This window comes from Pseudomonas sp. GW822-FHT03F08, assembly GCF_058801265.1.
In genome coordinates, this window is sequence record NZ_JBXANC010000001.1 from 266071 (window position 1) to 292411 (window position 26341).

At 61.7% G+C, this 26341-nt stretch carries 24 protein-coding genes; 13 read left to right on the top strand and 11 right to left on the bottom strand.

The window, feature by feature from the left end; translation table 11 throughout:
* Positions 1-77 precede the first annotated feature (77 nt).
* The 5 genes from AC1RME_RS01220 (at position 78) to AC1RME_RS01240 (ending at position 4664) form a co-directional block, all read left to right on the top strand.
* Positions 78-1508 (top strand): coniferyl aldehyde dehydrogenase, encoded by a 1431-nt coding sequence (locus AC1RME_RS01220; protein WP_096817565.1) that lies wholly within the window; start codon positions 78-80, stop codon positions 1506-1508.
* Between the two features lie 24 nt (positions 1509-1532).
* Complete coding sequence (locus AC1RME_RS01225; RefSeq protein WP_096817563.1) at positions 1533-2078, top strand: twin-arginine translocation pathway signal protein; 546 nt, start codon at positions 1533-1535, stop codon at positions 2076-2078.
* Positions 2079-2119: 41 nt separating this feature from the next.
* Complete coding sequence (locus tag AC1RME_RS01230) at positions 2120-3715, top strand: GMC family oxidoreductase (protein WP_096817561.1); 1596 nt, start codon at positions 2120-2122, stop codon at positions 3713-3715.
* A gap of 115 nt (positions 3716-3830) precedes the next feature.
* Complete coding sequence (coaD, locus tag AC1RME_RS01235; protein WP_003229157.1) at positions 3831-4310, top strand: pantetheine-phosphate adenylyltransferase; 480 nt, start codon at positions 3831-3833, stop codon at positions 4308-4310.
* 102 nt (positions 4311-4412) lie between these two features.
* Positions 4413-4664 carry a YfhL family 4Fe-4S dicluster ferredoxin gene (locus AC1RME_RS01240; protein ID WP_003195146.1) on the top strand — a complete coding sequence of 84 codons (252 nt, stop codon included), beginning with the start codon at positions 4413-4415 and terminating at the stop codon, positions 4662-4664.
* A 38-nt stretch (positions 4665-4702) separates the two neighbouring features.
* Here AC1RME_RS01240 and AC1RME_RS01245 read toward each other — a convergent pair whose 3' ends face one another.
* From AC1RME_RS01245 to AC1RME_RS01255, 3 genes are all read right to left on the bottom strand, one after another.
* The gene (locus tag AC1RME_RS01245; protein ID WP_096817559.1) at positions 4703-5026 is read right to left on the bottom strand and encodes a multidrug transporter; all 324 of its coding nucleotides are present in this window, start codon (positions 5024-5026) and stop codon (positions 4703-4705) included.
* Positions 5027-5095: 69 nt separating this feature from the next.
* Positions 5096-5908, bottom strand: a complete 813-nt coding sequence (gene mutM / locus AC1RME_RS01250; protein ID WP_096817556.1) for a bifunctional DNA-formamidopyrimidine glycosylase/DNA-(apurinic or apyrimidinic site) lyase — start codon at positions 5906-5908, stop codon at positions 5096-5098.
* A 25-nt stretch (positions 5909-5933) separates the two neighbouring features.
* Entirely contained in the window at positions 5934-6746 is an 813-nt protein-coding gene (locus tag AC1RME_RS01255) for an HDOD domain-containing protein (RefSeq protein ID WP_173861305.1), read from the bottom strand.
* A gap of 266 nt (positions 6747-7012) precedes the next feature.
* On the opposite strand from AC1RME_RS01255, the gene AC1RME_RS01260 reads away from it, so the two are divergent.
* From AC1RME_RS01260 to ilvD, 5 genes are all read left to right on the top strand, one after another.
* The gene (locus AC1RME_RS01260) at positions 7013-8209 is read left to right on the top strand and encodes a class I SAM-dependent rRNA methyltransferase (protein WP_096817544.1); all 1197 of its coding nucleotides are present in this window, start codon (positions 7013-7015) and stop codon (positions 8207-8209) included.
* Between the two features lie 436 nt (positions 8210-8645).
* Positions 8646-9719 (top strand): SagB family peptide dehydrogenase, encoded by a 1074-nt coding sequence (locus AC1RME_RS01265; RefSeq protein WP_096817543.1) that lies wholly within the window; start codon positions 8646-8648, stop codon positions 9717-9719.
* Positions 9716-10672, top strand: a complete 957-nt coding sequence (locus AC1RME_RS01270) for a diiron oxygenase (RefSeq protein WP_096817541.1) — start codon at positions 9716-9718, stop codon at positions 10670-10672. Before AC1RME_RS01265 ends, AC1RME_RS01270 begins: the two co-directional genes overlap by 4 nt.
* Positions 10665-11897 (top strand): MFS transporter, encoded by a 1233-nt coding sequence (locus AC1RME_RS01275; RefSeq protein ID WP_096817539.1) that lies wholly within the window; start codon positions 10665-10667, stop codon positions 11895-11897. Before AC1RME_RS01270 ends, AC1RME_RS01275 begins: the two co-directional genes overlap by 8 nt.
* A 266-nt stretch (positions 11898-12163) precedes the next feature.
* Positions 12164-14005, top strand: coding sequence for a dihydroxy-acid dehydratase (ilvD, locus tag AC1RME_RS01280; RefSeq protein WP_096817537.1), 1842 nt, complete (start codon positions 12164-12166; stop codon positions 14003-14005).
* Between the two features lie 61 nt (positions 14006-14066).
* Here ilvD and AC1RME_RS01285 read toward each other — a convergent pair whose 3' ends face one another.
* On the bottom strand, positions 14067-15128 hold the full coding sequence (locus AC1RME_RS01285) for an HAD family hydrolase (protein WP_096817534.1): 1062 nt from the start codon (positions 15126-15128) through the stop codon (positions 14067-14069).
* A 240-nt stretch (positions 15129-15368) separates the two neighbouring features.
* Here AC1RME_RS01285 and AC1RME_RS01290 point away from each other — a divergent pair, with 240 nt between their 5' ends.
* Positions 15369-16760, top strand: coding sequence for an L-cystine transporter (locus tag AC1RME_RS01290; RefSeq protein ID WP_096817531.1), 1392 nt, complete (start codon positions 15369-15371; stop codon positions 16758-16760).
* Between the two features lie 40 nt (positions 16761-16800).
* Here the strand turns inward: AC1RME_RS01290 and AC1RME_RS01295 are convergent, their stop codons facing one another.
* Positions 16801-17313 (bottom strand): dihydrofolate reductase, encoded by a 513-nt coding sequence (locus tag AC1RME_RS01295; protein ID WP_096817529.1) that lies wholly within the window; start codon positions 17311-17313, stop codon positions 16801-16803.
* An 85-nt stretch (positions 17314-17398) separates the two neighbouring features.
* Between AC1RME_RS01295 and AC1RME_RS01300 the strand changes: the two genes are divergently transcribed.
* Complete coding sequence (locus AC1RME_RS01300) at positions 17399-18772, top strand: DUF2868 domain-containing protein (protein WP_096817527.1); 1374 nt, start codon at positions 17399-17401, stop codon at positions 18770-18772.
* Positions 18765-20150 (top strand): GTPase/DUF3482 domain-containing protein, encoded by a 1386-nt coding sequence (locus AC1RME_RS01305; protein WP_096817525.1) that lies wholly within the window; start codon positions 18765-18767, stop codon positions 20148-20150. Before AC1RME_RS01300 ends, AC1RME_RS01305 begins: the two co-directional genes overlap by 8 nt.
* On the opposite strand, the gene AC1RME_RS01310 is transcribed toward AC1RME_RS01305, so the two are convergent.
* The 6 genes from AC1RME_RS01310 to AC1RME_RS01335 form a co-directional block, all read right to left on the bottom strand.
* Positions 20147-20572, bottom strand: coding sequence for a hypothetical protein (locus tag AC1RME_RS01310; protein ID WP_096817523.1), 426 nt, complete (start codon positions 20570-20572; stop codon positions 20147-20149). The two genes, AC1RME_RS01305 and AC1RME_RS01310, sit on opposite strands and share 4 nt — an antisense overlap.
* Positions 20573-20658: 86 nt before the next feature.
* Complete coding sequence (locus tag AC1RME_RS01315; RefSeq protein ID WP_096817521.1) at positions 20659-21225, bottom strand: phosphonate degradation HD-domain oxygenase; 567 nt, start codon at positions 21223-21225, stop codon at positions 20659-20661.
* A complete protein-coding gene (locus tag AC1RME_RS01320; protein WP_096817519.1) occupies positions 21219-22358 on the bottom strand; it encodes a TIGR03364 family FAD-dependent oxidoreductase in 1140 nt (379 codons plus the stop codon). Before AC1RME_RS01320 ends, AC1RME_RS01315 begins: the two co-directional genes overlap by 7 nt.
* A 73-nt stretch (positions 22359-22431) precedes the next feature.
* The gene (locus AC1RME_RS01325; RefSeq protein ID WP_096817517.1) at positions 22432-23457 is read right to left on the bottom strand and encodes a putative 2-aminoethylphosphonate ABC transporter substrate-binding protein; all 1026 of its coding nucleotides are present in this window, start codon (positions 23455-23457) and stop codon (positions 22432-22434) included.
* Between the two features lie 47 nt (positions 23458-23504).
* Positions 23505-25229 (bottom strand): putative 2-aminoethylphosphonate ABC transporter permease subunit, encoded by a 1725-nt coding sequence (locus tag AC1RME_RS01330; protein WP_096817515.1) that lies wholly within the window; start codon positions 25227-25229, stop codon positions 23505-23507.
* A complete protein-coding gene (locus tag AC1RME_RS01335; protein WP_096817513.1) occupies positions 25229-26305 on the bottom strand; it encodes a putative 2-aminoethylphosphonate ABC transporter ATP-binding protein in 1077 nt (358 codons plus the stop codon). The genes AC1RME_RS01330 and AC1RME_RS01335 overlap by 1 nt, the downstream gene beginning before the upstream one ends.
* Positions 26306-26341: the final 36 nt, after the last annotated feature.

The following is a 26341-nucleotide window of genomic DNA, read 5'->3' on the forward strand; positions in this document are numbered from 1 at the left end:
ACGCACAAGGAAGTCATTTGACTTTCTAGAGCATAGACTCTAAAAAGTTCCTCACGACAACAAATCCGGAGCCGACAATGACCGCCGATATTGCCTACCTGCAATCGTTGCAACAGCCGCTGGAAGAGCTCAACCGGTTGTTCAACGCGCAGCGCGCCGCCTACGCCGCCAACCCGATGCCGCCGGCCGCCCAGCGCCAGCAATGGCTCAAGGCGTTGCGCGATCTGCTGAGCAGCGAACGGCAGGCGCTGGTCGAGGCGATCAGTTCGGATTTCAGCCACCGCAGCGCCGATGAAACCCTGCTCGCCGAGTTGATGCCGAGCCTGCATGGCATTCATTACGCCAGCCGCCATATCAGCCAGTGGATGAAGCCATCGCGGCGCAAAGTGGGTGTCGCCTTCCAGCCGGCATCGGCAAAAGTGGTGTATCAGCCGCTGGGCGTGGTCGGCGTGATCGTGCCTTGGAACTACCCTCTGTTTCTGGCCATGGGCCCGTTGACCGGCGCGCTCGCAGCGGGCAATCGGGTGATGCTCAAACTCAGCGAATCGACCCCGGCCACCGGCCTGCTGCTCAAGGAGTTGCTGGCGCGGATCTTCCCGGAAGACCTGGTTTGCGTGGTGCTCGGCGAGGCCGATGTCGGCGTGGCGTTCTCGAAACTACGCTTCGATCACCTGCTGTTCACCGGCGCCACCAGCATCGGCAAGCACGTGATGCGCGCAGCGGCGGAAAACCTCACGCCAGTGACTCTCGAACTGGGCGGCAAATCCCCGGCCATCGTCTCCCGCGATGTGCCGCTCAAGGACGCCGCCGAGCGCATCGCCTTCGGCAAGACGCTCAACGCCGGCCAGACCTGCGTGGCCCCGGACTACGTGCTGGTGCCGGAAGATCGGGTCGGCGGTTTCGTCGAAGCCTATCGCCAGGCCGTGCGCGGGTTTTATCCGACACTCGCCGACAACCCGGACTACACCGCCATCATCAACGAGCGCCAATTGGCGCGGCTGAACAGCTACCTCAGCGACGCCACCAGCAAGGGCGCGCTGCTGATTCCGCTGTTCGACCAGGGCCAGGGCCGACGCATGCCTCACAGCCTGCTGCTGAATGTCAGTGACGAGATGACGGTGATGCAGGACGAAATCTTCGGCCCGCTGCTGCCGATCGTGCCGTATCAGGATCTGGATCAGGCATTTGCTTACATCAATCAACGGCCACGTCCTCTGGCTCTTTACTACTTCGGCTACGACAAACGCGAACAAAAGCGCGTGCTCCACGAAACCCATTCCGGCGGCGTCTGCCTCAACGATACGTTGCTGCATGTGGCCCAGGACGACATGCCCTTCGGCGGTATCGGGCCGTCGGGGATGGGCCATTACCACGGGCACGAAGGTTTTCTGACCTTCAGCAAGGCCAAGGGTGTACTGGTTAAACAGCGCTTCAACGCGGCGAAGCTGATCTACCCGCCGTACGGCAAATCCATCCAGAAACTGATCCAGAAACTGTTCATTCGCTAACGTCACCGCCGGGTAATAACAACAATGCACCCAAGCCTGACCGAAACACCTGCACTGTCGCGCCGTGGCCTGCTGAAATTCAGCCTGGGCGCCACGGCTTTCCTCGCCACCGCCGGCCTCGGCGCCAGCCTCAGCGGCTGTTCGTCGAGCGTATCGGCCAACGGATTCACCGCGTTGCGCAGCGGCGACCTGCTTTTTCTGCGCGCCTTGATTCCGGTGATGCTCGAGGGCGCCGTCGCAGTGGAGAAGATGCCCACCGCTGTCGACGGAGCGCTGAAGTCCCTGGACTACAGCCTCGATCACCTGTCGCCGGAAATGCTCAAGCTGACCCGGCAACTGTTCGACGTGCTGGGCATGGCCGTGACCCGAGGACCGCTGACCGGAATCTGGGGCAGCTGGGAAAACGCCAGCCCGGAGGCGATCCGACACTTCCTCGAGCGCTGGGAAAACAGTTCGTTGAGCCTGCTGCGCATGGGCCACAGCTCCCTGCAGCAAATGGTGATGATGGCCTGGTACACCCGCGCCGAATCCTGGGCGCACTGCGGTTATCCCGGCCCGCCCACCGTCTGAGACGCGCGCCTCCTCCGAAAAATAATAAGAGAGCCTGATTGATGCCCGTACCTGACCCGTTTCGCGAAGGCCTTGCCCGTGGCTGGAAAACCTACAACGGCGCACAACTGACCGACGACCTGACTCTGGAAGCCGACGTGGCCATCATCGGCAGCGGTGCCGGCGGCGGCACCACGGCGGAAATCCTCAGCGCCGCCGGTTATAAAGTGCTGCTGATCGAAGAAGGTCCGCTCAAGACCAGCAGCGACTTCAAAATGCTGGAAGACAAGGCCTACAGCAGCCTCTATCAGGAAGGCATCGGCCGCATGAGCAAGGACGGCGCGATCACCATCCTTCAGGGCCGCGCGGTCGGCGGCACCACCCTGATCAACTGGACATCGAGCTTCCGAACCCCCGAGCCGACCCTCGAACACTGGGCTAAAGAACACAACGTCAAAGGCCACAGCCCCGCCGACATGGCGCCGTGGTTCGAAAAAATGGAGCAGCGCCTCGGCGTAGCGCCATGGATGATCCCGCCCAACGCCAACAACGACGTAATCCGCAAAGGCTGCGAACAACTGGGCTACAGCTGGCACGTGATCCCGCGCAACGTGCGCGGCTGCTGGAATCTGGGTTATTGCGGCATGGGCTGCCCGACCAACGCCAAACAATCGATGATGGTCACGACCATTCCGGCGACCCTGGAAAAGGGCGGTGAACTGCTTTATCTGGCCCGTGCCGAGAAGCTGTTGATCAGCGGCGACAAAGTGACCGGACTGCAATGCGTGGCAATGGACGAACGCTGCGTCGAGCCGACCGGACGCAAGATCACGGTCAAGGCCCGCCATTACGTGCTGGCCGGCGGCGGGATCAACAGCCCTGCCCTGCTGCTGCGCTCGGATGCGCCGGATCCCCATCAGCGCCTCGGCAAACGCACCTTTCTGCACCCGGTGAACATGTCCGCCGGGCGCTTCGACGAGGTCATCAACCCGTTTTATGGCGCGCCGCAGTCGATCTACTCCGACCACTTCCAGTGGAAGGACGGCACCACCGGGCCGATGGCCTTCAAACTCGAAGTGCCGCCGCTGCACCCGGCGCTGGCTGCCACCCTGCTCGGCGGCTTCGGCCAGGAAAACGCGCAACACATGGCGGATCTTCCGCACACCCACGCCATGCTGGCGTTGCTGCGTGACGGCTTTCATCAGGACAGCCAGGGCGGCAGTGTCGAATTGCGTGGCGACGGCTCGCCGGTGCTCGATTATCAGGTGTCGTCCTACGCCTGGGACGGTTTGCGCCGGGCCTTCCACGTCATGGCCGAAATCCAGTTCGCCGGTGGCGCCAAAGCGGTGATGCCGATGCACGCCGATGCGCGCTATGTGAACAGTCTGGCCGAGGCACGCAAAATGATCGACGGCTTGAGCCTTGAGCTGTACCGCACACGCCTGGGCAGCGCCCACGTCATGGGCGGTTGTGCAATGGGCGAAGACCCGAAAACCGCCGTCACCGACAGTCTTGGCCGGCATCATCAACTGCGCAATCTGTCGATTCATGACGGCTCGCTGTTCCCCACCAGCATCGGCGCCAACCCGCAGCTGTCGGTGTATGGTCTGACGGCGCAACTGGCGACATCCCTCGGCGAACGGCTGAGAAACTCGTGAAAAAGCCGAAGATTCGTACCGTCTATAGTGCTTTCTTACCCAAAAGGCGACTTGGCCGACCGGGACGGCTGCGATACCATCCGACTCCCCAACGGATTCCCGCCAGGACGACGCGATGAACCGAGTGTTGTACCCAGGTACCTTCGACCCTATTACCAAGGGCCATGGCGATCTGGTCGAACGCGCCTCGCGCCTGTTCGACCATGTGATCATCGCCGTCGCCGCCAGCCCCAAGAAGAATCCGCTGTTCCCGCTGGAACAACGGGTCGAGCTGGCTCGCGAGGTCACCAAACACCTGCCGAACGTGGAAGTGGTCGGCTTCTCGACGCTGCTGGCGCATTTCGCCAAAGAGCAGAACGCCAATGTGTTCCTGCGTGGTTTGCGCGCGGTGTCGGACTTCGAATACGAATTCCAGCTGGCCAACATGAACCGCCAACTGGCACCGGATGTGGAGAGCCTGTTCCTCACCCCGTCCGAGCGTTATTCGTTCATTTCCTCGACGCTGGTGCGGGAAATTGCAGCCCTGGGCGGCGATATCAGCAAGTTCGTCCACCCGGCGGTGGCTGACGCCCTGACCCTGCGCTTCAAGAAGTAACGACCGTTCAAACGGCGCCCGCGTGCACTGCGGGCGCCAATGCGGCACAATTGCGCGCATTGATTTATTGCGCCCGGGCCCGCCGCCCCGGCTGGAGTTAGCATGTCCCTGATCATCACCGACGATTGCATCAACTGCGACGTCTGCGAACCTGAGTGCCCGAACGCCGCCATTTCCCAGGGCGAAGAGATCTACGTGATCGATCCGAACCTGTGCACCCAGTGCGTCGGCCACTACGACGAGCCGCAGTGCCAGCAGGTCTGCCCGGTGGATTGCATTCCACTGGACGAAGCCCATCCGGAGACTGAAGAACAGTTGATGGAGAAGTACCGCAAGATTACCGGCAAGGCTTGAGCCTCTGACCCCGATCGCAGCGCCAGGCTGCGATCGCGTTACTCACGCTGCTCGAATCCTTCCCCGGTACAGCCCAGGCAGCGCACGAACGCCGCTTTCGCCGGTGCCACCACCAGCGCCTCCCCCGCATCGCCGACGCCGCCACCCAGCGCGGTAAACGGCAAAGACACCACAAACGCCCCCGCACCGATCACTGTCGCCGCTACCAGCAAGGGGCGGGCAATCAGCAGATCGCCGAGCATGGCGTAGGCTGGCGGGTTCTGGATGGCGTATCGCGGGTCACCGCTGCCGCCTTCCGTGGCATGAACGGTCAGGCCGGAACACAGCAGCAGTGCGAGGAACAGGGCTTGCGAGGATTTCATGGCACGATCCTTCGGGCTGAACAGTGAGACAACTCACTATAGACCGTAGGACTTTTTCAGCTTTTGCGCTCAGCTTTGGCAGCGCGGACAGAAGACGCTGGCACGCTGACCCAGTTTCACTTCCCGCAGACCGGTGCCGCAGACTTTGCAGTGCTCGTTGCCACGCCCGTAGACAAACAGTTCCTGCTGGAAATACCCCGGCTGCCCGTCGCCACCGATGAAATCGCGCAACGTGGTGCCGCCACGTTCGATGGCGGCGGCGAGGATGCGCTTGATCTCGATTGCCAGCTTCAGATAGCGCGCCCGGGAAATGCCCTTGGCTTCGCGACGCGGATCGATACCGGCGGCGAACAGCGCTTCAGTCGCGTAAATATTGCCGACGCCCACCACCACTGCGTTATCCATGATGAACGGCTTGACCGCCATCGACCGCCCTCGTGATAGCTGAAACAACCGCTCGCCATCAAACAGGTCAGTCAACGGCTCCGGCCCCAGACGAATCAGCAATTCGTGATTGAGCGGGTCGGTACTCCAGAGCATCGCGCCGAAGCGCCGCGGATCGGTGTAGCGCAGGGCCAGGCCGGATTCCAGCTCGATGTCGACATGCTCGTGTTTGGCCGCCGGCAGCCCGACGTCAACCAGCCGCAGATTGCCCGACATGCCCAAATGGCTGATCAGCGTGCCGACCTCGGCGTTGATCAGCAAATACTTGGCGCGCCGCTCGACCAGCACGATGCGCTGCCCGGACAGGCGCACATCGAGGTCTTCGGGAATCGGCCAGCGCAGCCGCCGGTCACGCACGATCACCCGGCTGACGCGCTGGCCTTCCAGGTGCGGGGCGATGCCGCGACGGGTGGTTTCGACTTCCGGCAATTCAGGCATGGGGGTCTCGAATCAGTTTGCTAAATCAATGTGCGCCAAGTTCGCGGATCGTCTGCTTCAACGTTTCGAAGTCGTAATCCGAAAGGCCGATGTATTCGAGCACCAGCGGCCCGACGGCCTGCCATTCGAAGTCTTCGGTCTGGTTGCCCAGCACCCGATACGACGCGCAGATGTGCTCGGCCATTTTCAGGATCGCCAGCAGGTTTTTCATCTGGCTGTTGCGCGAAGTCTCGTCGCTGAAGATCGCCATCGCATTGTGGTGGTTGGCGATGGCCGCGCTGACGTGTTCCGGCAGGCGCCAGGACTTGGCGGTGTAGTAACCGACCACCGAGTGATTGGTGTTGTAGACATCGTTCTCGGTGTCCACAACCCGGCGTTCGGCACCCGCGTTGGCATAGGCCTCTTCGAGTGTCTTCATGTAATCCGGGAAACGCTGGAGCATCAGCGGCACGCCGCAGTCATGGAACAGGCCCAATGCGTAGGCCTCGTCGCTCGCCTCGGTGCCGACGCGCTTGGCCAGGGTCAGGCAGGTCATGGCCACGTCCTGGGCGGTATCCCAGAAGCGGTTCAGGGTGACGATGGTGTCATCGTTCATCTCGCCCTTGATCGACATCGCGTTGATCAGGTTGATGATCGAACGACTGCCCAGCAGGTTCACCGCGCGCTTGATCGAAGTGATCTTGTTGCTCAGGCCGTAATACGGCGAATTGACGATTTTCAACAGAGAGCCGGACAGGCCGGGGTCCTGGGAGATCAGCTTGGCGATCGTCTCCAGATCCGGGTCGGGCATGTACTGCTCCATTTGCAGATCCACCATGATCTGCGGTTGCGCAGGCACGCTGATGCCTTGCAGGGACTGTTGAATCTGTTCGGTGGTCAGCTCTTGGGACATAAGTACACACTCTGGGACAGGCGGCGATTCTAACCCCTAAAAACCGACGAACGACACATCGGGGGCAGATCGACGGAAACTTTCATTCAAGACCATTTGGCCAATTCTGCCTTCATCCGCTGACAGGCCGGGCTTGCGCGCCACATGTCCAGCACCGAACCCGCGTGCAGCGCAACACGGTATACTCCCGCTCTTTTTTCCGGAGCGACGTCATGTCCCTGCCTAGCTTGCGCCTCAAAGCCAACGCCGACCGTCGCCTGCGCGCCGGTCACCTGTGGATCTACAGCAACGAAATCGACGTGGCCGCGACCCCGTTGCACGGCTTCAAGGCCGGCGACCAGGCGATCCTCGAAGCCGCCGGCGGCAAGCCGCTGGGCATCGTCGCCATGAGCCCGAACAACCTGATCTGCGCCCGCCTGCTGTCGCGCGACATCAAGCTGCCGCTGGACAAGTCGCTGCTGGTGCATCGCCTGAACGTGGCCCTGTCGCTGCGCGATCGCCTGTTCGACAAGCCGTTCTATCGTCTGGTCTACGGTGATTCCGACCTGCTGCCGGGTCTGGTGGTCGACCGTTTCGGCGACATCCTCGTGGTGCAGATCGCTTCGGCGACCATGGAAGCGCATAAAGATGACGTGATCGCGGCGCTGACCCAAGTGCTCAAGCCAAGCGGCATCCTGTTCAAGAACGATTCCGCCGCCCGTGATGCCGAAGGCCTCGAGCGCTACACCGAAACCGTGTTCGGCCTGGTGCCGGAGTGGGTGGCGCTGGAAGAGAACGGCGTGAAATTCGAAGCCCCGGTGATTCAGGGCCAGAAAACCGGCTGGTTCTACGACCACCGCATGAACCGCGCGCGCCTGGCCCCTTACGCCAAAGGCAAACGCGTGCTGGACCTCTACAGCTACATCGGTGGCTGGGGTGTGCAGGCTGCCGCATTCGGCGCCAGCGAAGTGTTCTGCGTCGATGCCTCGGGCTTCGCCCTCGACGGTGTTGAGCGCAACGCCGCGCTGAACGGCTTCGCCGACAAAATGACCTGCATCGAAGGCGACGTCTTCGAAGCCCTGAAGGAACTCAAGGCCAGCGAAGAACGCTTCGACGTGATCGTTGCCGACCCGCCTGCGTTCATCAAACGCAAGAAGGACATGAAAAACGGTGAAGGCGCCTACCGCCGCCTGAACGAGCAAGCCATGCGCCTGCTCAACAAGGACGGCATCCTGTTCAGCGCTTCGTGCTCGATGCATCTGCCGGAAGACGACCTGCAGAACATCCTGCTGACCAGCGCCCGCCACCTGGACCGCAACATCCAGCTGCTGGAGCGTGGTGGTCAGGGCCCGGATCACCCGGTGCACCCGGCCATTCCGGAAACCCGCTACATCAAGAGCATCACCTGCCGTCTGCTGCCCAACAGCTAACGGTATCGATGCATAAAAGAAGGGGAGCCAACGGGCTCCCCTTCTTTTTGCCTTCCGTTATTGGCTTTCCTACATTTATCGTCCGGTCAGCGTGCAGGACATTTCCTTACATCCATCATTTACCAATATCTAACTTACAAGACCTTTTCAAGCGGAAGATCACTCCGACAAAATTACTGGAATATTCCTACTTAATATCCGCTTGCGATTAATCCATTACAAACTATTATTAAGTCGTCACCACGAGGTGACACTCAACAAACAACGAAGCATCAATGAACAAGGAGTTCAAACATGAAAGCAATTACTCTGGAATCCCGAAAAATCGCAAACCTGGCTTTTCTGGTTGCACCTAAAACCCGATAAGTAAGGCGGCGCTGGGTATTGCCGGCTACCCAGCGTCTTTGATGACCTATCCAGAGAGCCTTGCCTTAACATGCAAATAAATCCCTATCTATTCATATTGCCGCGCACGCCAGGACAAATAGTCTGGAACTATAAAGATCACACGCAACATGAACTCGATCTGGACTATTCATCTCGCCTGGCACAACTAATCCACAACCCCGAGCTGTACGACAACGACAACATCATAGATACACAGTTACTCAATGCCGGAATACTGACAACATCGACAATAAACAACCCCATATGGGGCTGGGATGAACTGTCGAAGATTTATCACATCGGCACCCGCAACATTCCCTGCGAATACATTCCGAAAAACATTCATGAATGGGCCAGACAATACCTGGAACATTGCAACGAAGTGCTCGCCTCCTCGCCCCCGGCCGATGACACGGCTGAGCGCCCCCCAGGCAGACGCATCGCTCTCCCCGCGCCGTCGACATTGAATGACGACAGTCTGTCGAACGCCCTGACCCGGCGAAAAACCTGCCGGTCCTTCACCGGTTCAGCCGTTCGGCTGAGTGATGTCGGCTCCTTGCTGTACCTGACTCTCGGCTATCTGCACGAGCGCGAAGGCGATTGCGACGACAGCATTGCCGAAGGACTCGACGCCCGCCGCAGCAGCCCTTCCGGTGGCGGGCTCAATGCCTGCGAAGGTTACCTGCTGATCCAGAACGTCGAAGGACTGGCACCTGGCGTATATGCCTATCACCCGACCGAACACGCCTTGAGCCTGATCAACCCGTCGCCCGACACAGCGCTGGGCAATCTGCTGGGAGGCCAGCACTTCATCAACAACCTGCCACTGGGCCTGTTCATCACCGCCCGTTTCGACAGGCTCTGGTGGAAGTATCCCCACTCGCGCGCCTACCGAATGGCGTTCGTCGAGGCCGGGCATCTTTCACAGACGTTTCAACTGGCCGCCACCGCGCTAGGCATGAACACCTGGCTGACAGGTGCATTCGCCGACGATCAGGTTGACACATTGCTGCAACTGGAGAACGGTACCGAGCAACCGCTGTTCTTTGTCGGTTGCGGCGAAAGCGACGGTCAGGCGATGTGCCAGGAAATGCGCGACCTGCTGCGTGAGTCGCAAGCATGAGCCTTCTCTCCCAAGCCCCGGCCTTCGAGTTTTCACTAGGCGACTGGAACACCCGCGCTTCGGTGCGTACCAGCGCCCACGATTACCGCTTGCCGGCTGACATCGCGCAACAACTGGAAACCCGTCATTGGTTCCCGCCGGCATTTCTGCCCTATCTTGCCCACCCGGCCATCGAAGCGGCGGGCCGTTCGGTAGTGCATCGGCTCACGGCCAGTCATCTGGTGCATTTTCTCGACTACACCACGTTGCTTGAACACCGCATCGTCAATCGCGCCGTGGAAGTCATCGTCCACGGCGAACTGCCGGTCGATGTTCCGCCCTCCATGAAAACCGCTGCACTGCAGCTCTACACCGATGAGGGCTACCACGCCCTGTTTTCCCATCAGGTCGCGGAACAGATCGCCGGGTTCTACGCCATCACCGGGCGCCCGGTGATGCCCAGGCGCATCACGCGGATGAACGGGCTGATCGCCAGAACCCCTCAAGAGCAGCGACCGCTGACAGGGTTCCTGCTCGGCTTCGTCTCGGAAACCATCATTGCCCGGGAACTGCTCGACGTCTGCCGGGACAGCCTGGTGTCCGGGGTCAACGACATGCTGCGCGATCACCTCGCGGACGAAGCGCGCCACAGTCGCTACTTCACTGAAGTGTTCCACTACCTCTGGCTGCACCTGGGCGCGCAACAACGAACGTTCGCCGCCGCCACCCTGCTTGAGATCCTCGGGATCTTCTTCGAAATCGATGAACCGTGGCTGCGGCAAAGCCTGTACAACGCCGGGATCGCAGACAGCGTCGTGACGGAGATACTCGGCAAGCTGGTAACGGTGCAAGCCACCCGATCGCGCGCACGGGCAGGCAGCGTCGCCACGTTGAATGCACTGAAGAAAGCCGGATTTTTCACTGAACCTCAAAACCAGATACTTTTCGCCAAGGCAGGATTGATCGATGGATAAAGGAAAACCCGGGGTGACGACCCGACAACGTCGCGGGGCCGTCAGCCTGTTGCTGGCGATGGTGTTGCTGGGTGTATTTCCGCTGGATGTCCTGCTGCCTTCGTTCCCGGCGCTGGCCGAACACTTTCGCAGCACTCCGGCGGACATCGCACTGTCCATCAGCCTGTTCGCCGTCGGCATCGCCTTCGCCCAGTTGCTGATCGGGCCGCTGTCGGATGTGATCGGTCGCAAGGGCCTGCTGCTCGCCGGCATGAGCGTTTCAATGCTCGGCGCCCTCGGGTGTGTGATGACCTCGGACTATTCGCTGTTCCTGATATTCCGGGTCGTTCAGGCGCTGGGTTGCGGTTGCTTCGTGCTGTCCCAGGCGTTGGTCCAGGATCTGTTCGAAGGCGAGGAACGTGATCGCCTGCGAATCCTGATGGTCACCGCCGGCGGGATTTTCATCTCGGTATCACCGCTGGCAGGGACTTTCATGCAGGCAACGTTGGGTTGGCGTGGCAGCTTCTGGGTGTTCATCGCATTATCCGCCGTGGTATTGCTCAAGGCCTGTCTGTTTCTGGAAAACAGCCGACCGACCACCAGCGGCACACGTACACACTTCCTCAAGGCCTACCGTCGGGTGCTGGGGGATTTCGACTTCGTCGGCTACTGGCTGATTTCGGCATTCGCGTTCGCCTGCCACTTTTCATTCATCGTGATCTCGCCACTGATCTTCATGGACCGGCTGCAATTGTCCGCCTACGAATTTTCCTTGATCCTGCTGATCTACGGTGCGGCGTACGTCACCGGGGGCATCCTCGCCAGCGTGCTGAGCAGGCGCATCACCAGCGGCCAGCAGATGGTCGTCGGTTTGAGCCTGATCCTGTTCGCCGGTGTGACCATGCTGTACCTGTCGTCGAGCTTTGCACTGGCTCCGGCGACAGTGCTGATCCCGATGCTGATCTGCACCGCCGGCACCACCATCGCCCGACCGGCCGCCACCTCACGGGCCATGAGCCTGTTTCCGGACATCGCCGGCACTTCGGCTTCGGCCGGCAGCACGATCATTTTCATCTGCGGCGGTTTGATCAGTGCCTTGATCAGTCTGAGCCCGACCAACCTGCAATCCACCCTGGGCTACAGCTTTGTCTTGCTCAGTGGTGTGGCGCTCGCCTTGAACAACCGGATCAGCCGTCGCGCCAGAATCCTGCAAACCGGTGCCATCGCACAGCCGGGCGGCGATTAAACCTGCCAGTCGTCATTCCGCACGGGGCGTCAGCGCTGGAACAACGTTTTGCGCCATTCCCTCCTGACGCCAGCGGTGTAGAATCGCGAGATTCATCGCCATTCATCCCCGGCGGGTTTATGAGCTCAGGCTGAGACCAGCGGCGATCCCGCAACGTCATCGGCAACTTCAGGACACACGGCCATTTCTGAGTGTTCCAGACGTCAATAGAAGCTCACTCCCCTTTTGCACCTGATTAGTAAGTGATTAGCCGCCCGGAGTGCTCCATGCCAGATTACCGTTCGAAAACATCCACCCACGGCCGCAACATGGCCGGCGCCCGCGCACTGTGGCGCGCCACCGGGATGAAAGATGACGACTTCAAGAAGCCGATCATCGCGATTGCCAACTCCTTCACCCAGTTCGTACCGGGCCACGTTCACCTGAAGGACCTGGGCCAACTGGTTGCCCGTGAAATTGAACGCGCCGGTGGCGTGGCGAAAGAATTCAACACCATCGCCGTGGACGACGGCATCGCCATGGGCCACGACGGCATGCTCTATTCGCTGCCGAGCCGCGAGATCATCGCCGACTCCGTCGAGTACATGGTCAACGCCCACTGCGCCGACGCCATCGTCTGCATCTCGAACTGCGACAAGATCACCCCGGGCATGCTGATGGCCGCCCTGCGCCTGAACATTCCGGTGATCTTCGTCTCCGGCGGCCCGATGGAAGCCGGCAAGACCAAACTGGCCAGCCACGGTCTCGACCTCGTCGACGCCATGGTCATCGCCGCCGACTCCAGCGCTTCTGACGAGAAGGTTGCCGAGTACGAGCGCAGCGCCTGCCCGACCTGCGGTTCGTGCTCCGGCATGTTCACCGCCAACTCGATGAACTGCCTGACCGAAGCCCTGGGCCTCGCATTGCCGGGCAACGGTTCGACCCTCGCCACCCACAGTGACCGCGAACAGCTGTTCCTGCAGGCCGGCCGTACCATCGTCGAACTGTGCAAACGCTACTACGGCGAGAACGACGAGTCGGTACTGCCGCGCAACATCGCCAACTTCAAGGCGTTTGAGAACGCGATGATGCTCGACATCGCCATGGGCGGCTCGACCAACACCATCCTGCACCTGCTGGCCGCTGCCCAGGAAGCCGAGATTGCGTTCGACCTGCGCGACATCGATCGCCTGTCGCGCGTAGTGCCACAACTGTGCAAAGTCGCGCCGAACATCCAGAAGTACCACATGGAAGACGTGCACCGCGCCGGCGGCATCTTCAGCATCCTCGGTTCGCTGGCCCGTGGCGGCCTGCTGCACACCGACCTGCCGACCGTGCACAGCCGCAGCATGGAAGAAGCCATCGCCAAGTGGGACATCACCCAGACCGACGATGAAGCCGTGCATCATTTCTTCAAGGCCGGCCCGGCAGGCATTCCGACGCAAACAGCGTTCAGCCAGTCGACCCGTTGGGAAACCCTGGACGACGACCGTGAAAACGGCTGCATCCGCAGCTTCGAGCACGCCTATTCGAAAGAAGGCGGCCTGGCCGTGCTGTACGGCAACATCGCCCTGGACGGCTGCGTGGTGAAAACCGCCGGCGTCGATGAGTCGATCCACGTCTTCGAAGGCAACGCGAAGATCTTCGAAAGCCAGGACAGCGCCGTGCGCGGCATCCTCGCCGACGAAGTGAAGGAAGGCGACATCGTCATCATTCGCTACGAAGGCCCGAAAGGCGGCCCGGGCATGCAGGAAATGCTCTACCCGACGTCGTACCTGAAATCCAAAGGCCTGGGCAAAGCCTGCGCCCTGCTGACCGATGGCCGTTTCTCCGGCGGCACCTCCGGCCTGTCCATCGGCCACGCTTCGCCAGAAGCTGCAGCCGGCGGCGCGATCGGTCTGGTGCAGGACGGTGACAAGGTGCTGATCGACATTCCGAACCGCTCGATCAACCTGTTGATCAGCGACGAAGAACTGGCTGCACGCCGGGTCGAGCAGGACAAGAAGGGCTGGAAACCGGTGGAAATACGTCCACGCAAAGTGACCACCGCCCTCAAGGCCTACGCCCTGCTGGCGACCAGCGCCGACAAGGGTGCGGTGCGTAACAAGGCGATGCTCGACGGGCTGTGATACTTAACCGTCGCGCATAAAAATGCCCCGCCAAGTGCGGGGCATTTTTTTGCCTTGAGGATTACTGAATCTCTTCCGGCTTCACGATCACCCAGTTCTTGTCCGCGGTCACCGGCAAACCTTCCTTCGCCTGCGCCGCTGCGTGTTTGGCCATCATGCCGTTGAGCTGGGTCATGTACTTGTCCTTGCGGTTGACCCACAAGTGAATGCCGCCCTTGGCCACGTCAACGCTGTGGAACAGCATGTAGCCGTCGCTGCTCGGGGTGTCACCGCCCACCAGCACCGGTTTTTTCCATTCGTCGATGTAGGTCAGGATCGCCGCGTGCTTGCCGGCCATCCAGGTTGCAGGTGTCCACAGATAAGGCGTCAGTTCCAGGCCAAGGTTGGCCTTCTCGTCATACTTGCCGGCGGTGATCTGCTTGCGTGCTGTGGTCAGTTCGCCGGTTTTCGGGTCCTTGAGCAGCAGCGATACACCGATCACGTTCTGCGGTTTGACGTTGTAGCCGTACTTCGGATCGGCCGCGACCATCCGCACCAGTTCTTCGGAGGCGGCGGTCATCACATAGACCTCGATGCCGTTCTCCATCAGCTTGTTGTAAAGCTCGGCCTGACCGGCGAAGACTTTCGGCGGCTGGACGTCGAGGTTCTTCACCACATCGCCATCGTAATACGTTGCCGGCACCGGTTTGCCCGAGGCCATCAGCTCATCGACGTAGCCCTTGAGTTCCTTGAGGGTGAAACCGGAGAACACCTGCGCGACCCATGGATAGCAGACCATGTCGTCGACTTCGCAGAGGCGGTAGTAGTAGCTGAACAGACTTTCCTTGTGGTCGGCGGTGTCCTTGAACGGCATCAGTTTCAGGGAGGGGTCGAGTTTGTCGCGGGTGATCAGGCCCTTGTTTTCCATGAACGGCAGCAACGACTCTTCGAGGTCGTAGCGGTAGCTGGTGTTGTCCATGTCGAACACCGCGTAGTTACCCTTGTTGGCGTTGGCGGCAATCATCGCGTCCAGCGCCTTGGCCTGATCCGCCGGCCAGTGTTTCAGGTCGGTGGCGAACGCCTGAGTGGCCAGGCCCATCCCCACAGTCAGCGCGACAGCCAGAAATTTCGGTGCAAACTTCATGGACACTTCTCCCTGAGTCAAAGAAATCGACGCTAACAAATAAATGTGACAGTCCTCGTCTGTCAGCGACCGTCCGCGTCCCTTCCGCGCCAGTTGCATCCCCGAGAGCGACACACGCTTATTCCAAAAACGACGGACGACCTTCGATTTCGGTATTAATTCATTGGAAATCAAACTGTTAGGCTTGCCGGTTCGCAACAGCCCCGGAAGGTTGTTGGCACAGTCTTTTCTGGAGTCCTCATGAATCTGCCCCTGATTCTCAACTTGCTGGTGTTCCTCGCCCTGCTCTTCGGTCTGGCACAAACCCGCCACACCTCGTGGAGCCTGGCGAAAAAAGTCCTGCTCGCGCTGGTGCTGGGCGTGGCATTCGGCGTCGCGCTGCACACGATTTACGGTGCCGGCAACCCGGTACTGAAAGCCTCGATCGGCTGGTTCGATCTGGTCGGCAACGGTTACGTGCAACTGCTGCAAATGATCGTGATCCCGCTGGTGTTCGCCTCGATCCTCAGCGCCGTGGCCCGCCTGCACAACGCTTCGTCGCTGGGCAAGATCAGCTTCCTGACCATCGGCACACTGCTGTTCACCACCGCGATTGCGGCGCTGATCGGCATCGGCTTGACCAATCTGTTCGGCCTGACCGCCGAAGGCCTGGTCGCCGGCACTCAGGAAATGGCCCGTCTGCAAACCATTCAGACCGACTACGCCGGCAAGGTCGCCGACCTGAATGTGCCGCAACTGCTGCTGTCGTTCATCCCGCAGAACCCGTTCGCCGACCTGGCGCGGGCCAAGCCGACCTCGATCATCAGCGTGGTGATTTTCGCCGCATTCCTTGGGGTTGCCGCGCTGCAACTGCTCAAGGATGACATCGAAAAAGGTCAGAAAGTGATCAACGCCATCGACACCCTGCAAGCCTGGGTGATGCGTCTGGTGCGTCTGGTGATGAAGCTGACCCCGTACGGCGTGCTGGCGCTGATGACCAAAGTGGTGGCGGGTTCCAACCTGCAAGACATCATCAAACTCGGCAGTTTTGTGGTGGTGTCGTACCTCGGCCTGGGCCTGATGTTTGTGGTGCACGGCCTGCTGGTGTCGGCCGCCGGGATCAACCCGCTGCGCTTCTTCCGCAAGATCTGGCCGGTGCTGACCTTCGCGTTCACCAGTCGCTCCAGCGCCGCGAGCATTCCGCTGAGCATCGAAGCGCAGACCCGACGTCTGGGCATTCCGCAATCGGTTGCCAGCTTCGCCGCATCGTTCGGTGCGACCATCGGCCAGAACGGCTGCGCCGGTCTGTACCCGGCAATGTTGGCGGTGATGGTTGCGCCAACAGTCGGCATCAACCCGCTGGATCCGCTGTGGATCGCGACGCTGGTGGCGATTGTGACCCTGAGTTCGGCCGGTGTGGCGGGCGTGGGTGGCGGTGCGACTTTCGCGGCACTGATCGTGCTGCCGGCCATGGGCTTGCCGGTTTCGCTGGTGGCGCTGCTGATTTCGGTCGAGCCACTGATCGACATGGGTCGTACGGCGCTGAACGTGAGTGGTTCGATCACCGCTGGCGCGATTACCAGCCAGGTGATGCAGCAGACCGACAAGGCCCTGCTGGATGCCGATGAGCATGCGGAGCTTGCTCAGGCTTGATTGACGTTGTAGCGAGGGAGCGTGCTCCCTCGCTACAGATTCAGGCTTTTTCCCAGACTTCGAAGTTGTAAGCCGGTTTGTCGCCTTCAGCCGGATTCGGCACGTTCGACACCAGTTTCCACTGGTTCAGATCGAACTCCGGAAACCACGCATCGCCTTCCGGGCTCAGTGCCACACGGGTCAGATACAGACGATCCGCCTGCGCCAGCCCCTGCGCATACAGTTGCGCCCCGCCAATCAGCATCAATTCGTCGACGCCCTGCTCTTTCGCCCACTCTTCGGCGCGAACCACGGCAGCTTCCAGCGACGGATAGACTTCCGCCCCTTCCAGCACCAGATCGGCCTGACGGCTGACCACGATATTCAAACGGCCCGGCAACGGACGACCCAGCGAATCCCAGGTCTTGCGGCCCATGATGATCGGCTTGCCGAGCGTCGTGGCCTTGAAGTATTTGAAGTCCCCCGGCAGGTGCCAGGGCATGCTGTTGTCGACGCCGATCACGCGGTTTTCACCGAGGGCTGCGATCAGGCTGAGGGGGAGTGATTTAGTCATGCCGGCGAGGATACCAGAGCCGCGCTTACCCCGATAAGCGCCACAGCGGTTATGCTCACGGCTCAATCAAGCAACGGGATGCCGCGTGACTGAACTGACTCCACTGCAAAACCTCTGGCTCACCGAAACCGTGCGCCTGCGCGAAGAACACGCAGGCCCGCTGGACGATCTGGAAGCCAATCGCCTGGCCCGCGCGGCCGGCGGCGATCTGCCGAGCCGCATTCAACGCCGGGCCTTGTGGCTGGCCGAGCGCGACGGCCTGACCTCTGCGCTCAAGCACTGGCTGCAAGGCGCCCGTCTGGCGCTGGTGCTGCTGGCGATCTTCGCGGTACTGAGCGGCGCCGGCCTGGCTTTCGCCGCACTGGGCCAGACGCCGGTCAATGTGTTCTGGGCGCTGGGCAGTCTGCTCGGGCTGAACCTGATTCTGCTGTTGAGCTGGGCGCTGGGGCTGATCTTCGCTGGCGAACACGGCGCCACCCTCGGCCGCTTGTGGCTGTGGCTCAGTGAAAAACTCGCTCGCGACGCCAAGGCTGCGCAACTGGCGCCAGCCCTGCTGTTGATGTTGCAACGCCAGAAACTCAATCGCTGGGCGCTCGGCTCGCTGGTCAATGGCCTGTGGTTGCTGGCGATGTTCAGCGCGCTGGTTTTGTTGCTGACGCTGATGGCGACCCGGCGCTACGGTTTCGTCTGGGAAACCACGATTCTCAGTGCCGACACCTTCATCAACATGACCCAGACCCTAGGCGCGTTGCCGGCGCTGCTGGGCTTCAACGTACCGACCGTCGAAATGATCCGCGCCAGCGGCGACACCGCGCTGAACATCGAAAGCGCCCGTCAAGCCTGGGCAACCTGGCTGGTCGGCGTGCTGGTGGTGTACGGCGTGCTGCCGCGTCTGCTGTTGGCGCTGTTTTGCTTCTGGCGCTGGAACAGCGGCAAGGCTGCGTTGCGTCTGGACCTGAACCTCCCCGGCTACGTCCAACTGCGCGAACGCCTGATGCCGACCAGCGAACGCCTCGGCATCACCGACCCAGAACCTGCGCAACTGCACCGCGTTGAAAGCTCAGTCGGCGAACTCGCCAGCGATGGCGCGTTGCTGGTGGCAATCGAACTCGACGATCAACACCCATGGCCGCCGACGCTGCCGAAGAACGTCAGCAACGCCGGCATCCTCGACAGTCGTGAATCACGCAACAAACTGCTCGAACAGCTCAGCCGTTTTCCGCCGGTACGCCTCGCGATTGCCTGCGATCCGAGACGCTCCCCGGATCGCGGCAGCCTTGCGCTGATCGCCGAGCTGGCGCGCAATGCCGCCGCGACCCGAATCTGGCTGTTGCAGGCGCCGCCGGGACAAGGACTGGACGCCGAACGCCTCGGCGACTGGCACGTGGCGCTGCAACAACTCGAACTGCCGTTCGCCGATTGCGCCCCGTTGAACTGGCTGGAGCACGGACATGACTGATGCCTGGAAAGCGCCGCTGAAACTGGCCGTGGTCGGCCACACCAACGTCGGCAAGACTTCGCTGCTACGCACCCTGACCCGCGATGTCGGCTTCGGCGAAGTCTCCCATCGCCCGAGCACCACGCGGCATGTCGAAGGCGCGCGGTTGTCGGTGGATGGCGAACCGTTGCTCGACCTCTATGACACACCGGGTCTGGAAGACGCCATCGCCCTGCTGGATTTTCTCGAGCGCCTGGAACGCCCCGGCGAACGCCTCGACGGCCCGGCGCGGTTGGCGCGGTTTCTCGACGGCAGCGAAGCGCGCCAGCGTTTCGAACAGGAAGCCAAAGTGTTGCGGCAACTGCTCGACTCCGACGCCGGCCTGTATGTGATCGACGCCCGAGAACCGGTGCTGGCCAAGTACCGCGATGAACTGGAGGTGCTGGCCAGTTGCGGCAAGCCGTTGCTACCGGTGTTGAATTTCGTCAGCAGCGCCAACCACCGCGAGCCGGACTGGCGTGAAGCACTGGCGCGCCTGGGACTGCACGCGCTGGTGCGCTTCGACAGCGTCGCCCCGCCCGAGGATGGTGAGCGACGACTGTACGAAAGCCTCGCGTTGTTGCTGGAAAATGCCCGCCCACAACTTGAACGCCTGATCGCCGATCAACAGGCCCAACGCCTCGCCCGCGAACAAAGTGCCGCACGCCTGATCGCCGAATTGTTGATCGACTGCGCCGCGTGCCGGCGCAGCGTGGCGAGCAACGCGGAACAGGAACAACAGGCCATCAGCGAACTGCGCAAGGCCGTGCGCCAACGCGAGCAGAAATGCGTCGAAGCGCTGCTCAAGCTCTACGCCTTCCGACCGCAAGACGCCGCGGCCAGTGATTTGCCGCTGCTCGACGGGCGTTGGGGCGATGACCTGTTCAATCCGGAAACCCTCAAGCAACTGGGGGTGCGAGTCGGCGGCGGGATTGCGGCCGGCGCAGCGGCCGGTGCAGGTGTGGATCTGCTGGTGGGCGGCATCACCCTCGGCGCCGCCGCCCTGGCCGGCGCAATTGCCGGCGGCGCCCTGCAAACCGCCCGCAGCTACGGCAATCGCCTGCTGGGCAAGATCAAGGGACAAAGGGAACTGACGGTCGACGACAACGTGTTGCGCCTGCTGGCGCTGCGTCAGCGGCAACTGTTGCAAGCGCTGAATGCCCGTGGTCATGCGGCGATTGATGCCGTTCAAGTGGCGACGCCACAGGACAAGACCTGGCGCGAAGGCAAGTTGCCGGAGGCGCTGAACATCGCCCGGGCCCACCCGCAATGGTCGTCACTCAATCCGCATCCGAAGCTGAATCAGGCCCAGCGCCAGGAACAGATCGAAGGGTTGGTGGGCAAGGTGCTCGAACTCTAGAGCCAGCCAACCTTGAGGAACTGCTTGACCAGCGCCGTCACGCGGCGGCGATCCGTGCGATTGGCGCGCCCGTCGTTGTCGACGTCCGAACACAGGACAACCTCGAAGCCGCCATCGTTATCCAGGTCGTGGACGGCGGCTTTGTAAGCGATGGTTTCGCCCTGGTGAAAGTGCAGCCTCACTGACTCCGGCGTTCCATCGCTGCCGGGGTTCAGGGCAAAGATCCGTAGATGCCGCGCGTCTTCATCGGCTGCGTTGAACCAGGCGCATTTCAGATAGGTGCTGGAGAAGCTGCGCAGTTGCGCGACTTCACGGGCCGAGGCTTCGCGCCAGTCCTGTTCGCTGTCATGAAAACGCAGCTGGACACTGTCCCCTGCGCCGCTGCCCGATCGATCCCGGGCAATCACTTTCAAAAAACGCATCCGTGCGCTCCTTCGGCAAAAAAAACAGTCTGTGCCGAAGGGGCAACACGCGCCATGCACCGTTTCCCGGTTTGGCGTAAGAAGGTTCAGCGCGCCTCGCGGGACAGCAACGTGAAAGCCTTGTGCTTCAACACCGCAAGATCCATCACCGGCACCGCCATTTCCTTCGCCAGCTCATCCCACTGGCGCATCCGCAAACTCACAGCGCACAACGGATCCCGCTCGAACGCATCGGCTTCAGCCTCCGTCATCACCCCGCCCTGATATTCCAGAGTGCGTCGGCTGGCTTCGCTCAAGCGCTCGTAATAGCCCGAATCCCTGAGTGTCAGATAGCGCTTGGCCTGGACGTGATACTCCACCAGACGCGCCATGCGTTCGCTAAATCCGGCCTCACGCAAATAATCGGCACCGAGGCGCTCGTGGCTGACGACGCCGTAACCGCCCATGTTCTCCGCACCTTCGGCACACAAATGACCGATGTCATGGAAGAACGCGGCAAGCACCACTTCATCGTCAAAACCTTCGGCGATGGCCAGTTGCGCAGCCTGGGACATGTGCTCGATCTGCGACACCGGTTCGCCGATATAGTCGCTGGCACCAAACCGCTCATAGAGCCCGAACACCCGGTCGATGACTTGCTCGTGACTCAACATCGGTTCTCTCCAAAAAGCTGTGCGACATTGCGCTCGGCCATGGCCGGGCCGACGCTCATGCCGACGCCGCTGTGCATCAGCGCCACACTCAGCCCCGGCGCCGGACGCAGGAACGAAAACGGCCCCGGTCCCCGGGAACCATAGACACCCTGCCAGCGCTCGACCACTTGCACCTTGCAGCCGAGGGTCTGTTCGGCCAGTTCGAGCATCCAGTTGTCGACCTGCTCGGCGTTGAACGGCGACGGATCGCTGCCGTAGTGGTGCGAGTCGCCGATGATCAGTTCGCCATACGGCGTCGGGCTGATCAGCAGGTGAATGCCGTTTTCCTGCAGGTGCGGTTGCTCGCGCAGGATCTGCGCCTGCACCGCCGCTGCTTCCGGCAAGTCAGCGAAGGCGCCGTAGTGCACGCAGCTGAGGCCGGTGAGCAAGGCGTGTTGCAAGTTCAGGTCAATTTGCGGCCGGGCGCGGAGCATTTGCAGGCGGCAGATCTGTGGGTCGAGGGCGGCAATCGGCTCGGCCAGCAAGGTCTGATAATCGTGGCCGGAACAGACAATGATCTGCTCGGCGGTAAAAGTGCCGGCAGTGCTTTGCAGCCTCCCCGGCTCGACATCGCGCACCAGCGTCGAGAAGTGGAACTCGACGTTGAGTTCGCGACGCAGGTAATCGATCAGCGCCGGAATCGCTTCCCGGGAATACAGTTGTTGATCGTCCATCCCGTGCAGCGCGGCGCGGTGATGACTGAACTGGCCGCCATACAGATCTCGTAATGCGGCACCGCGCAACAGGTTGACGCGATAGTCGTGCTCCACGGCGCGCCCGACGCAGAAGGCATCGAGCAAGTGCTCTTCGGCCTCGGTACGGGCGAACAGGTACGAGCCGTTGCGCTTGAGTTGCAGGCCGGCGAGCTGCGCCCACTGACCCCAGATCTCGCGGCTGGCCTTGGCCAGTTCGAGCATCGGGCCCGGTGGCTGACCGGTGACCAGTGCCTGGCCGAAGTTGCGAACCGACGCGCCGAGTGGCGTAGCGGTGCGCTCGAAAACCGTGACTTTGAGACCACGCCGGGCGGCGGCATAGGCGTGGGACAGGCCCAGGATGCCGGCGCCGACGATCAGCAAGTCTTTGTGTTGTGTCATTGAGAGGTGCTCTGAATGAGAGACCGCCATCGCTGACAAGCCAGCGATGGGGCCCTGTCAGTCGATGAAGATTTTACTTGGCGACCACTTTCTCGGACTTGCCGTCATAGCGCTTGCGCCATTCGGTCAGGATCTCGTCGCGGTTCTTCGAGGCCCAGGCAAAGTCGTTCTTGATCAGGCGCTGCTCGTAGTCGGCCGGCAGCTCGGTCTGTGGCTTGGCGATGCCCGGCTGGGCGAGGACGGCGAAGTTTTCCTTGTACAGATCCATCGCCGGGGCGCTGGCGGAGAAGTCAGCCAGTTTCTTCGCAGCCTCTTCGTGCGGCGTGCCTTTGATCACGGCAGTCGCTTCGATCTCCCAGCCCAGGCCTTCCTTCGGCAGGATGATGTCCAGCGGTGCACCCTGGCGTTTCAACTGTACGGCCGGGTATTCGAAGGAAATCCCGATCGGGAATTCGCCAGCGGCCGCCAGTTTGCAAGGCTTGGAACCGGAGTGAACGTATTGGCCGATGTTCTGGTGCAGACCGTCCATGTAAGCCCAGCCCTGCTTCTCGCCGAAGGTTTGCAGCCAGGCGCTGACGTCGAGGAAACCGGTGCCGGACGAGGCCGGGTTCGGCATCACGATCTTGCCTTTGTACTCAGGCTTGGTCAGGTCCTGCCAGCTCACCGGTTTGGTCAGGCCTTGTTTCTCGGCCTCGACAGTGTTGAAGCAAATGGTTGCGGCCCAGACGTCCATGCCGACCCAGGCTGGCGGGTTGGCGGCGTCGCGGTAGTTCGCACCGATCTTGCCCAGATCCTTCGGCGCATAGCTTTGCAGCATGCCTTGCTGATCGAGGATCGCCAGGCTCGATGCTGCCAGGCCCCACACCGCGTCAGCCTGTGGACGCTCTTTTTCGGCCAGCAGTTTGGCGGTGATGATCCCGGTGGAGTCGCGCACCCACTTGATCTCGACGTCCGGGTTGGCCTTTTCGAACGCTTCCTTATAGCTCTTAAGCTGTTCGGCTTCGAGGGCGGTGTACACCGTCAACTCGGTTTTTGCCGCGAAGGCATTCAGGCTGAAAGTAGCGAGCACAGCAGCGGCCAGGGCCATAGGCTTGAACATGATCGTTTTCCTGTAGGTGAGTTGAGGCGATAGGGATAAGTCGTGGATCAGTGGCCGGGCGCCGTTTGCCGCCAGGCCTGGGAACGGCGCAGCAAGCCGCGCGAAGCCCACGCCAGCAGCAAGGACACGCCCGCCGAGGTGAACAGAATCAGGGTCGACATCGCCGCCGCGCCGCCGACGTTGCCGGCGTCATCCATGTTCAGCACCGCCACCGCCGCGAGGATGGTGTCGGGGCTGTAGAGGAAGATCGCCGCCGACACGGTGGTCATGGCCGAGACGAACAGGTAGCGCACGATGTCCAGCAGCGCCGGCAGGCAGATCGGCACGGTGACCTTCAGGTAATGCCGGTACAGCGGCGCCTTGAGCGACAGCGCGGCGGCTTCGAACTCGGCGTCGAGCTGGCGCAGCGCAGTGGTGGCGGTCATCTGCGCAGTGGTCAAATAGTGAGCAATGGTGCAGACGATCAGCAGGGTCATGGTCCCGTACAGCACGTGCAGCGGGTTGCCGGTCAGGTTGAAGAAGAAGACGTAACCCAGCCCCAGCACCAGTCCCGGTACCGCCATCGGTACGAAACTGAGCATGCGCAAGGTCAGATTCAGCCCGCGCTGGCTGCGGGTCTTTTCCATCAGGTAGGCGCCGGTGAAGATCAGTACGCTGCCGATCAACGCCGTGCCCAGCGCCATTTTCAAACTGTTGCCATAGGCCAGCCAGCCACCGCCGGCGGTCTCGTTGAACTGATAGTGGTTGAGTGACAGCGACAGGTTGTACGGCCAGAACTTCACCAGCGACGAGAACACCGCCATGCCGAACACCAGCAGCAACGCCGCACTGATCAACAGGACGATGGCCAGATAACAGGCGTCGCGCCTCTTCGACGGCGCCGGTTTGAACACCTGGGCACGGCCGCTCATGGAGTCGCCGTGACGCCGACGCAGCCAGGCATCGACGCCGAAGCTGAACAGCGCCGGCAGCAGCAGAACCATGCCGATCAACGCGCCGCGACCGAATTGCTGCTGGCCGACCACCGCTTTGTAGGCTTCCAGCGCCAGCACCTGATAGTCGCCACCGACCACCACCGGCACACCGAAATCAGTGATGGTCAGGGTGAACACCAGACAGAACGCGGCGAACACAGCCTGGCGGGTTGCCGGCCAAGTGATGCTGCGGAAGGCTTTCGCAGGGCTCGCGCCCATGCTCGACGCGGCGTCGAACAGTCGTGCATCCGCCAGCGACAGGGCTGACAGCAAAATCATCAAGGCGTGTGGGAAGGTGTAGATCACCTCACCCAGAACAATGCCCCAGAAACCGTAGATGTTGTCCGACAGCAGCCCGCGCAACATGCCCTGATTGCCGAACAGATAGACCAAGGCAATCCCCGGCAACATCGAGGGCGCCATCAGCGGCAGCAGGGAAATCCCGCGCCAGATGCCTTTTGCTGGAATCAACGTGCGCTGCAAGGCGTAGGCAAACAGGTAGGCCAGCGGTACGACGATCGCCGCGACGCTGAGGGAAACCTTCAGGCTGTTGCCGAGCAGCCAGTGGAAATTGTCGCTGGTCACCAGTTCCTTCGCCGCCAGCCAGCCACCGCCCTGCCCGGCTTCGCTGCTGAAACCGCGCCAGAAGATCGCCAGCAACGGCAACAGCACCGCCACACCGAGCAGCACCAGCAGCAGGAGTTTGCCGCCGAGGACGAAGATCCGGTCGCCGACCTCGGCCCCGGACACCTGCCGCGCCTGCTTTTGCGGTAGCGGCAGTGCGAGGTTGCTGTTCATCAGGCAAACACCTGCAGGCTGCGTGGCGGCAAGGCGACCATGATTTGCTGGGCGCCGAGGCGCGGCATGGCTTCCGGTGCCAGTTCGGCGAGCAAGGCGTGGCCGGGCAATTGATCGAGCTCGAAGCTCATGCGGCAGCGGTTGCCGAGGAAAGTGATCTCGCGGACCTTGGCCGGGAACAGGTTTTCTTCGTGCACCAGCGGATTGACGTTGATCGCTTCCGGACGGCAGAACAGTCGGCCCGACGGACTATGGACGCTGCCATCGGCCAGGCGCAGGTTCATCCCGCCGACCTTGGCGTGGCTGTCGCTGCTGCGCTGGAACGGCAGCCAGTTGCCCTGGCCGACGAACTCGGCCACAAATGGCGTGGCCGGGCGGTTGTAGATTTCCTGCGGGGTGGCGTACTGCTCGACCTTGCCGTTGTTCATCACGGCGATGCGGTCGGCCATCAGCATGGCTTCGTCCTGATTGTGGGTGACCATCAGGGTGGTGATGCCGAGGTTGCGTTGCAGCTGGCGCAACTCGGTGCACAGATGCTCGCGAACCCGGGCGTCGAGGGCCGACATCGGTTCGTCGAGCAACAGCAGCGACGGCGCCGGTGCCAGAGCCCGGGCCAGTGCCACACGTTGCTGCTGGCCGCCGGACAACTGGCCCGGGTACTTTTTCTCACTGCCGGTGAGGCCGACCAGCTCCAGCATCTGACCAACGCGACGGCGCACTTCATCACGACCACTGCCGGCGAGGCCGTAGGCAATGTTCGCTTCGACGGTCAGATTGGGGAACAGCGCGTAGGACTGGAACAGGATGCCGTAGTCCCGAGCCTGCGGCGCGAGGTGGGAAACATCGCGATCACCGAGGTACAACTCGCCGCTGTCCTGCTTCTCCAGACCGGCGATGCAGCGCAACAGCGTGGTCTTGCCACAGCCCGACGGGCCGAGCAGGCACACCAGCTCACCGGCCGCGACATCGAGGGATACGTTATCCAGCGCGGTGAAGGCGCCGAAGCGCTTCTGCACGCCGCGCACTTTCATCGGGGCGCCGGGGTTGGTCAGGGCAGTTGCGATTGCAGGGTTCATGGACAGACCTCATCAAGCAGATGAGGCAAATCCTAG

Coding starts and splice junctions, on each gene's coding strand:
- AC1RME_RS01220 (WP_096817565.1), top strand. CDS start 78: ATGACCGCCGATATTGCCTACCTGCAATCGTTGCAACAGCCGCTGGAA.
- AC1RME_RS01225 (WP_096817563.1), top strand. CDS start 1,533: ATGCACCCAAGCCTGACCGAAACACCTGCACTGTCGCGCCGTGGCCTG.
- AC1RME_RS01230 (WP_096817561.1), top strand. CDS start 2,120: ATGCCCGTACCTGACCCGTTTCGCGAAGGCCTTGCCCGTGGCTGGAAA.
- coaD (WP_003229157.1), top strand. CDS start 3,831: ATGAACCGAGTGTTGTACCCAGGTACCTTCGACCCTATTACCAAGGGC.
- AC1RME_RS01240 (WP_003195146.1), top strand. CDS start 4,413: ATGTCCCTGATCATCACCGACGATTGCATCAACTGCGACGTCTGCGAA.
- AC1RME_RS01245 (WP_096817559.1), bottom strand. CDS start 5,026: ATGAAATCCTCGCAAGCCCTGTTCCTCGCACTGCTGCTGTGTTCCGGC.
- mutM (WP_096817556.1), bottom strand. CDS start 5,908: ATGCCTGAATTGCCGGAAGTCGAAACCACCCGTCGCGGCATCGCCCCG.
- AC1RME_RS01260 (WP_096817544.1), top strand. CDS start 7,013: ATGTCCCTGCCTAGCTTGCGCCTCAAAGCCAACGCCGACCGTCGCCTG.
- AC1RME_RS01265 (WP_096817543.1), top strand. CDS start 8,646: ATGCAAATAAATCCCTATCTATTCATATTGCCGCGCACGCCAGGACAA.
- AC1RME_RS01270 (WP_096817541.1), top strand. CDS start 9,716: ATGAGCCTTCTCTCCCAAGCCCCGGCCTTCGAGTTTTCACTAGGCGAC.
- AC1RME_RS01275 (WP_096817539.1), top strand. CDS start 10,665: ATGGATAAAGGAAAACCCGGGGTGACGACCCGACAACGTCGCGGGGCC.
- ilvD (WP_096817537.1), top strand. CDS start 12,164: ATGCCAGATTACCGTTCGAAAACATCCACCCACGGCCGCAACATGGCC.
- AC1RME_RS01285 (WP_096817534.1), bottom strand. CDS start 15,128: ATGAAGTTTGCACCGAAATTTCTGGCTGTCGCGCTGACTGTGGGGATG.
- AC1RME_RS01290 (WP_096817531.1), top strand. CDS start 15,369: ATGAATCTGCCCCTGATTCTCAACTTGCTGGTGTTCCTCGCCCTGCTC.
- AC1RME_RS01295 (WP_096817529.1), bottom strand. CDS start 17,313: ATGACTAAATCACTCCCCCTCAGCCTGATCGCAGCCCTCGGTGAAAAC.
- AC1RME_RS01305 (WP_096817525.1), top strand. CDS start 18,765: ATGACTGATGCCTGGAAAGCGCCGCTGAAACTGGCCGTGGTCGGCCAC.
- AC1RME_RS01310 (WP_096817523.1), bottom strand. CDS start 20,572: ATGCGTTTTTTGAAAGTGATTGCCCGGGATCGATCGGGCAGCGGCGCA.
- AC1RME_RS01315 (WP_096817521.1), bottom strand. CDS start 21,225: ATGTTGAGTCACGAGCAAGTCATCGACCGGGTGTTCGGGCTCTATGAG.
- AC1RME_RS01320 (WP_096817519.1), bottom strand. CDS start 22,358: ATGACACAACACAAAGACTTGCTGATCGTCGGCGCCGGCATCCTGGGC.
- AC1RME_RS01325 (WP_096817517.1), bottom strand. CDS start 23,457: ATGTTCAAGCCTATGGCCCTGGCCGCTGCTGTGCTCGCTACTTTCAGC.
- AC1RME_RS01330 (WP_096817515.1), bottom strand. CDS start 25,229: ATGAACAGCAACCTCGCACTGCCGCTACCGCAAAAGCAGGCGCGGCAG.
- AC1RME_RS01335 (WP_096817513.1), bottom strand. CDS start 26,305: ATGAACCCTGCAATCGCAACTGCCCTGACCAACCCCGGCGCCCCGATG.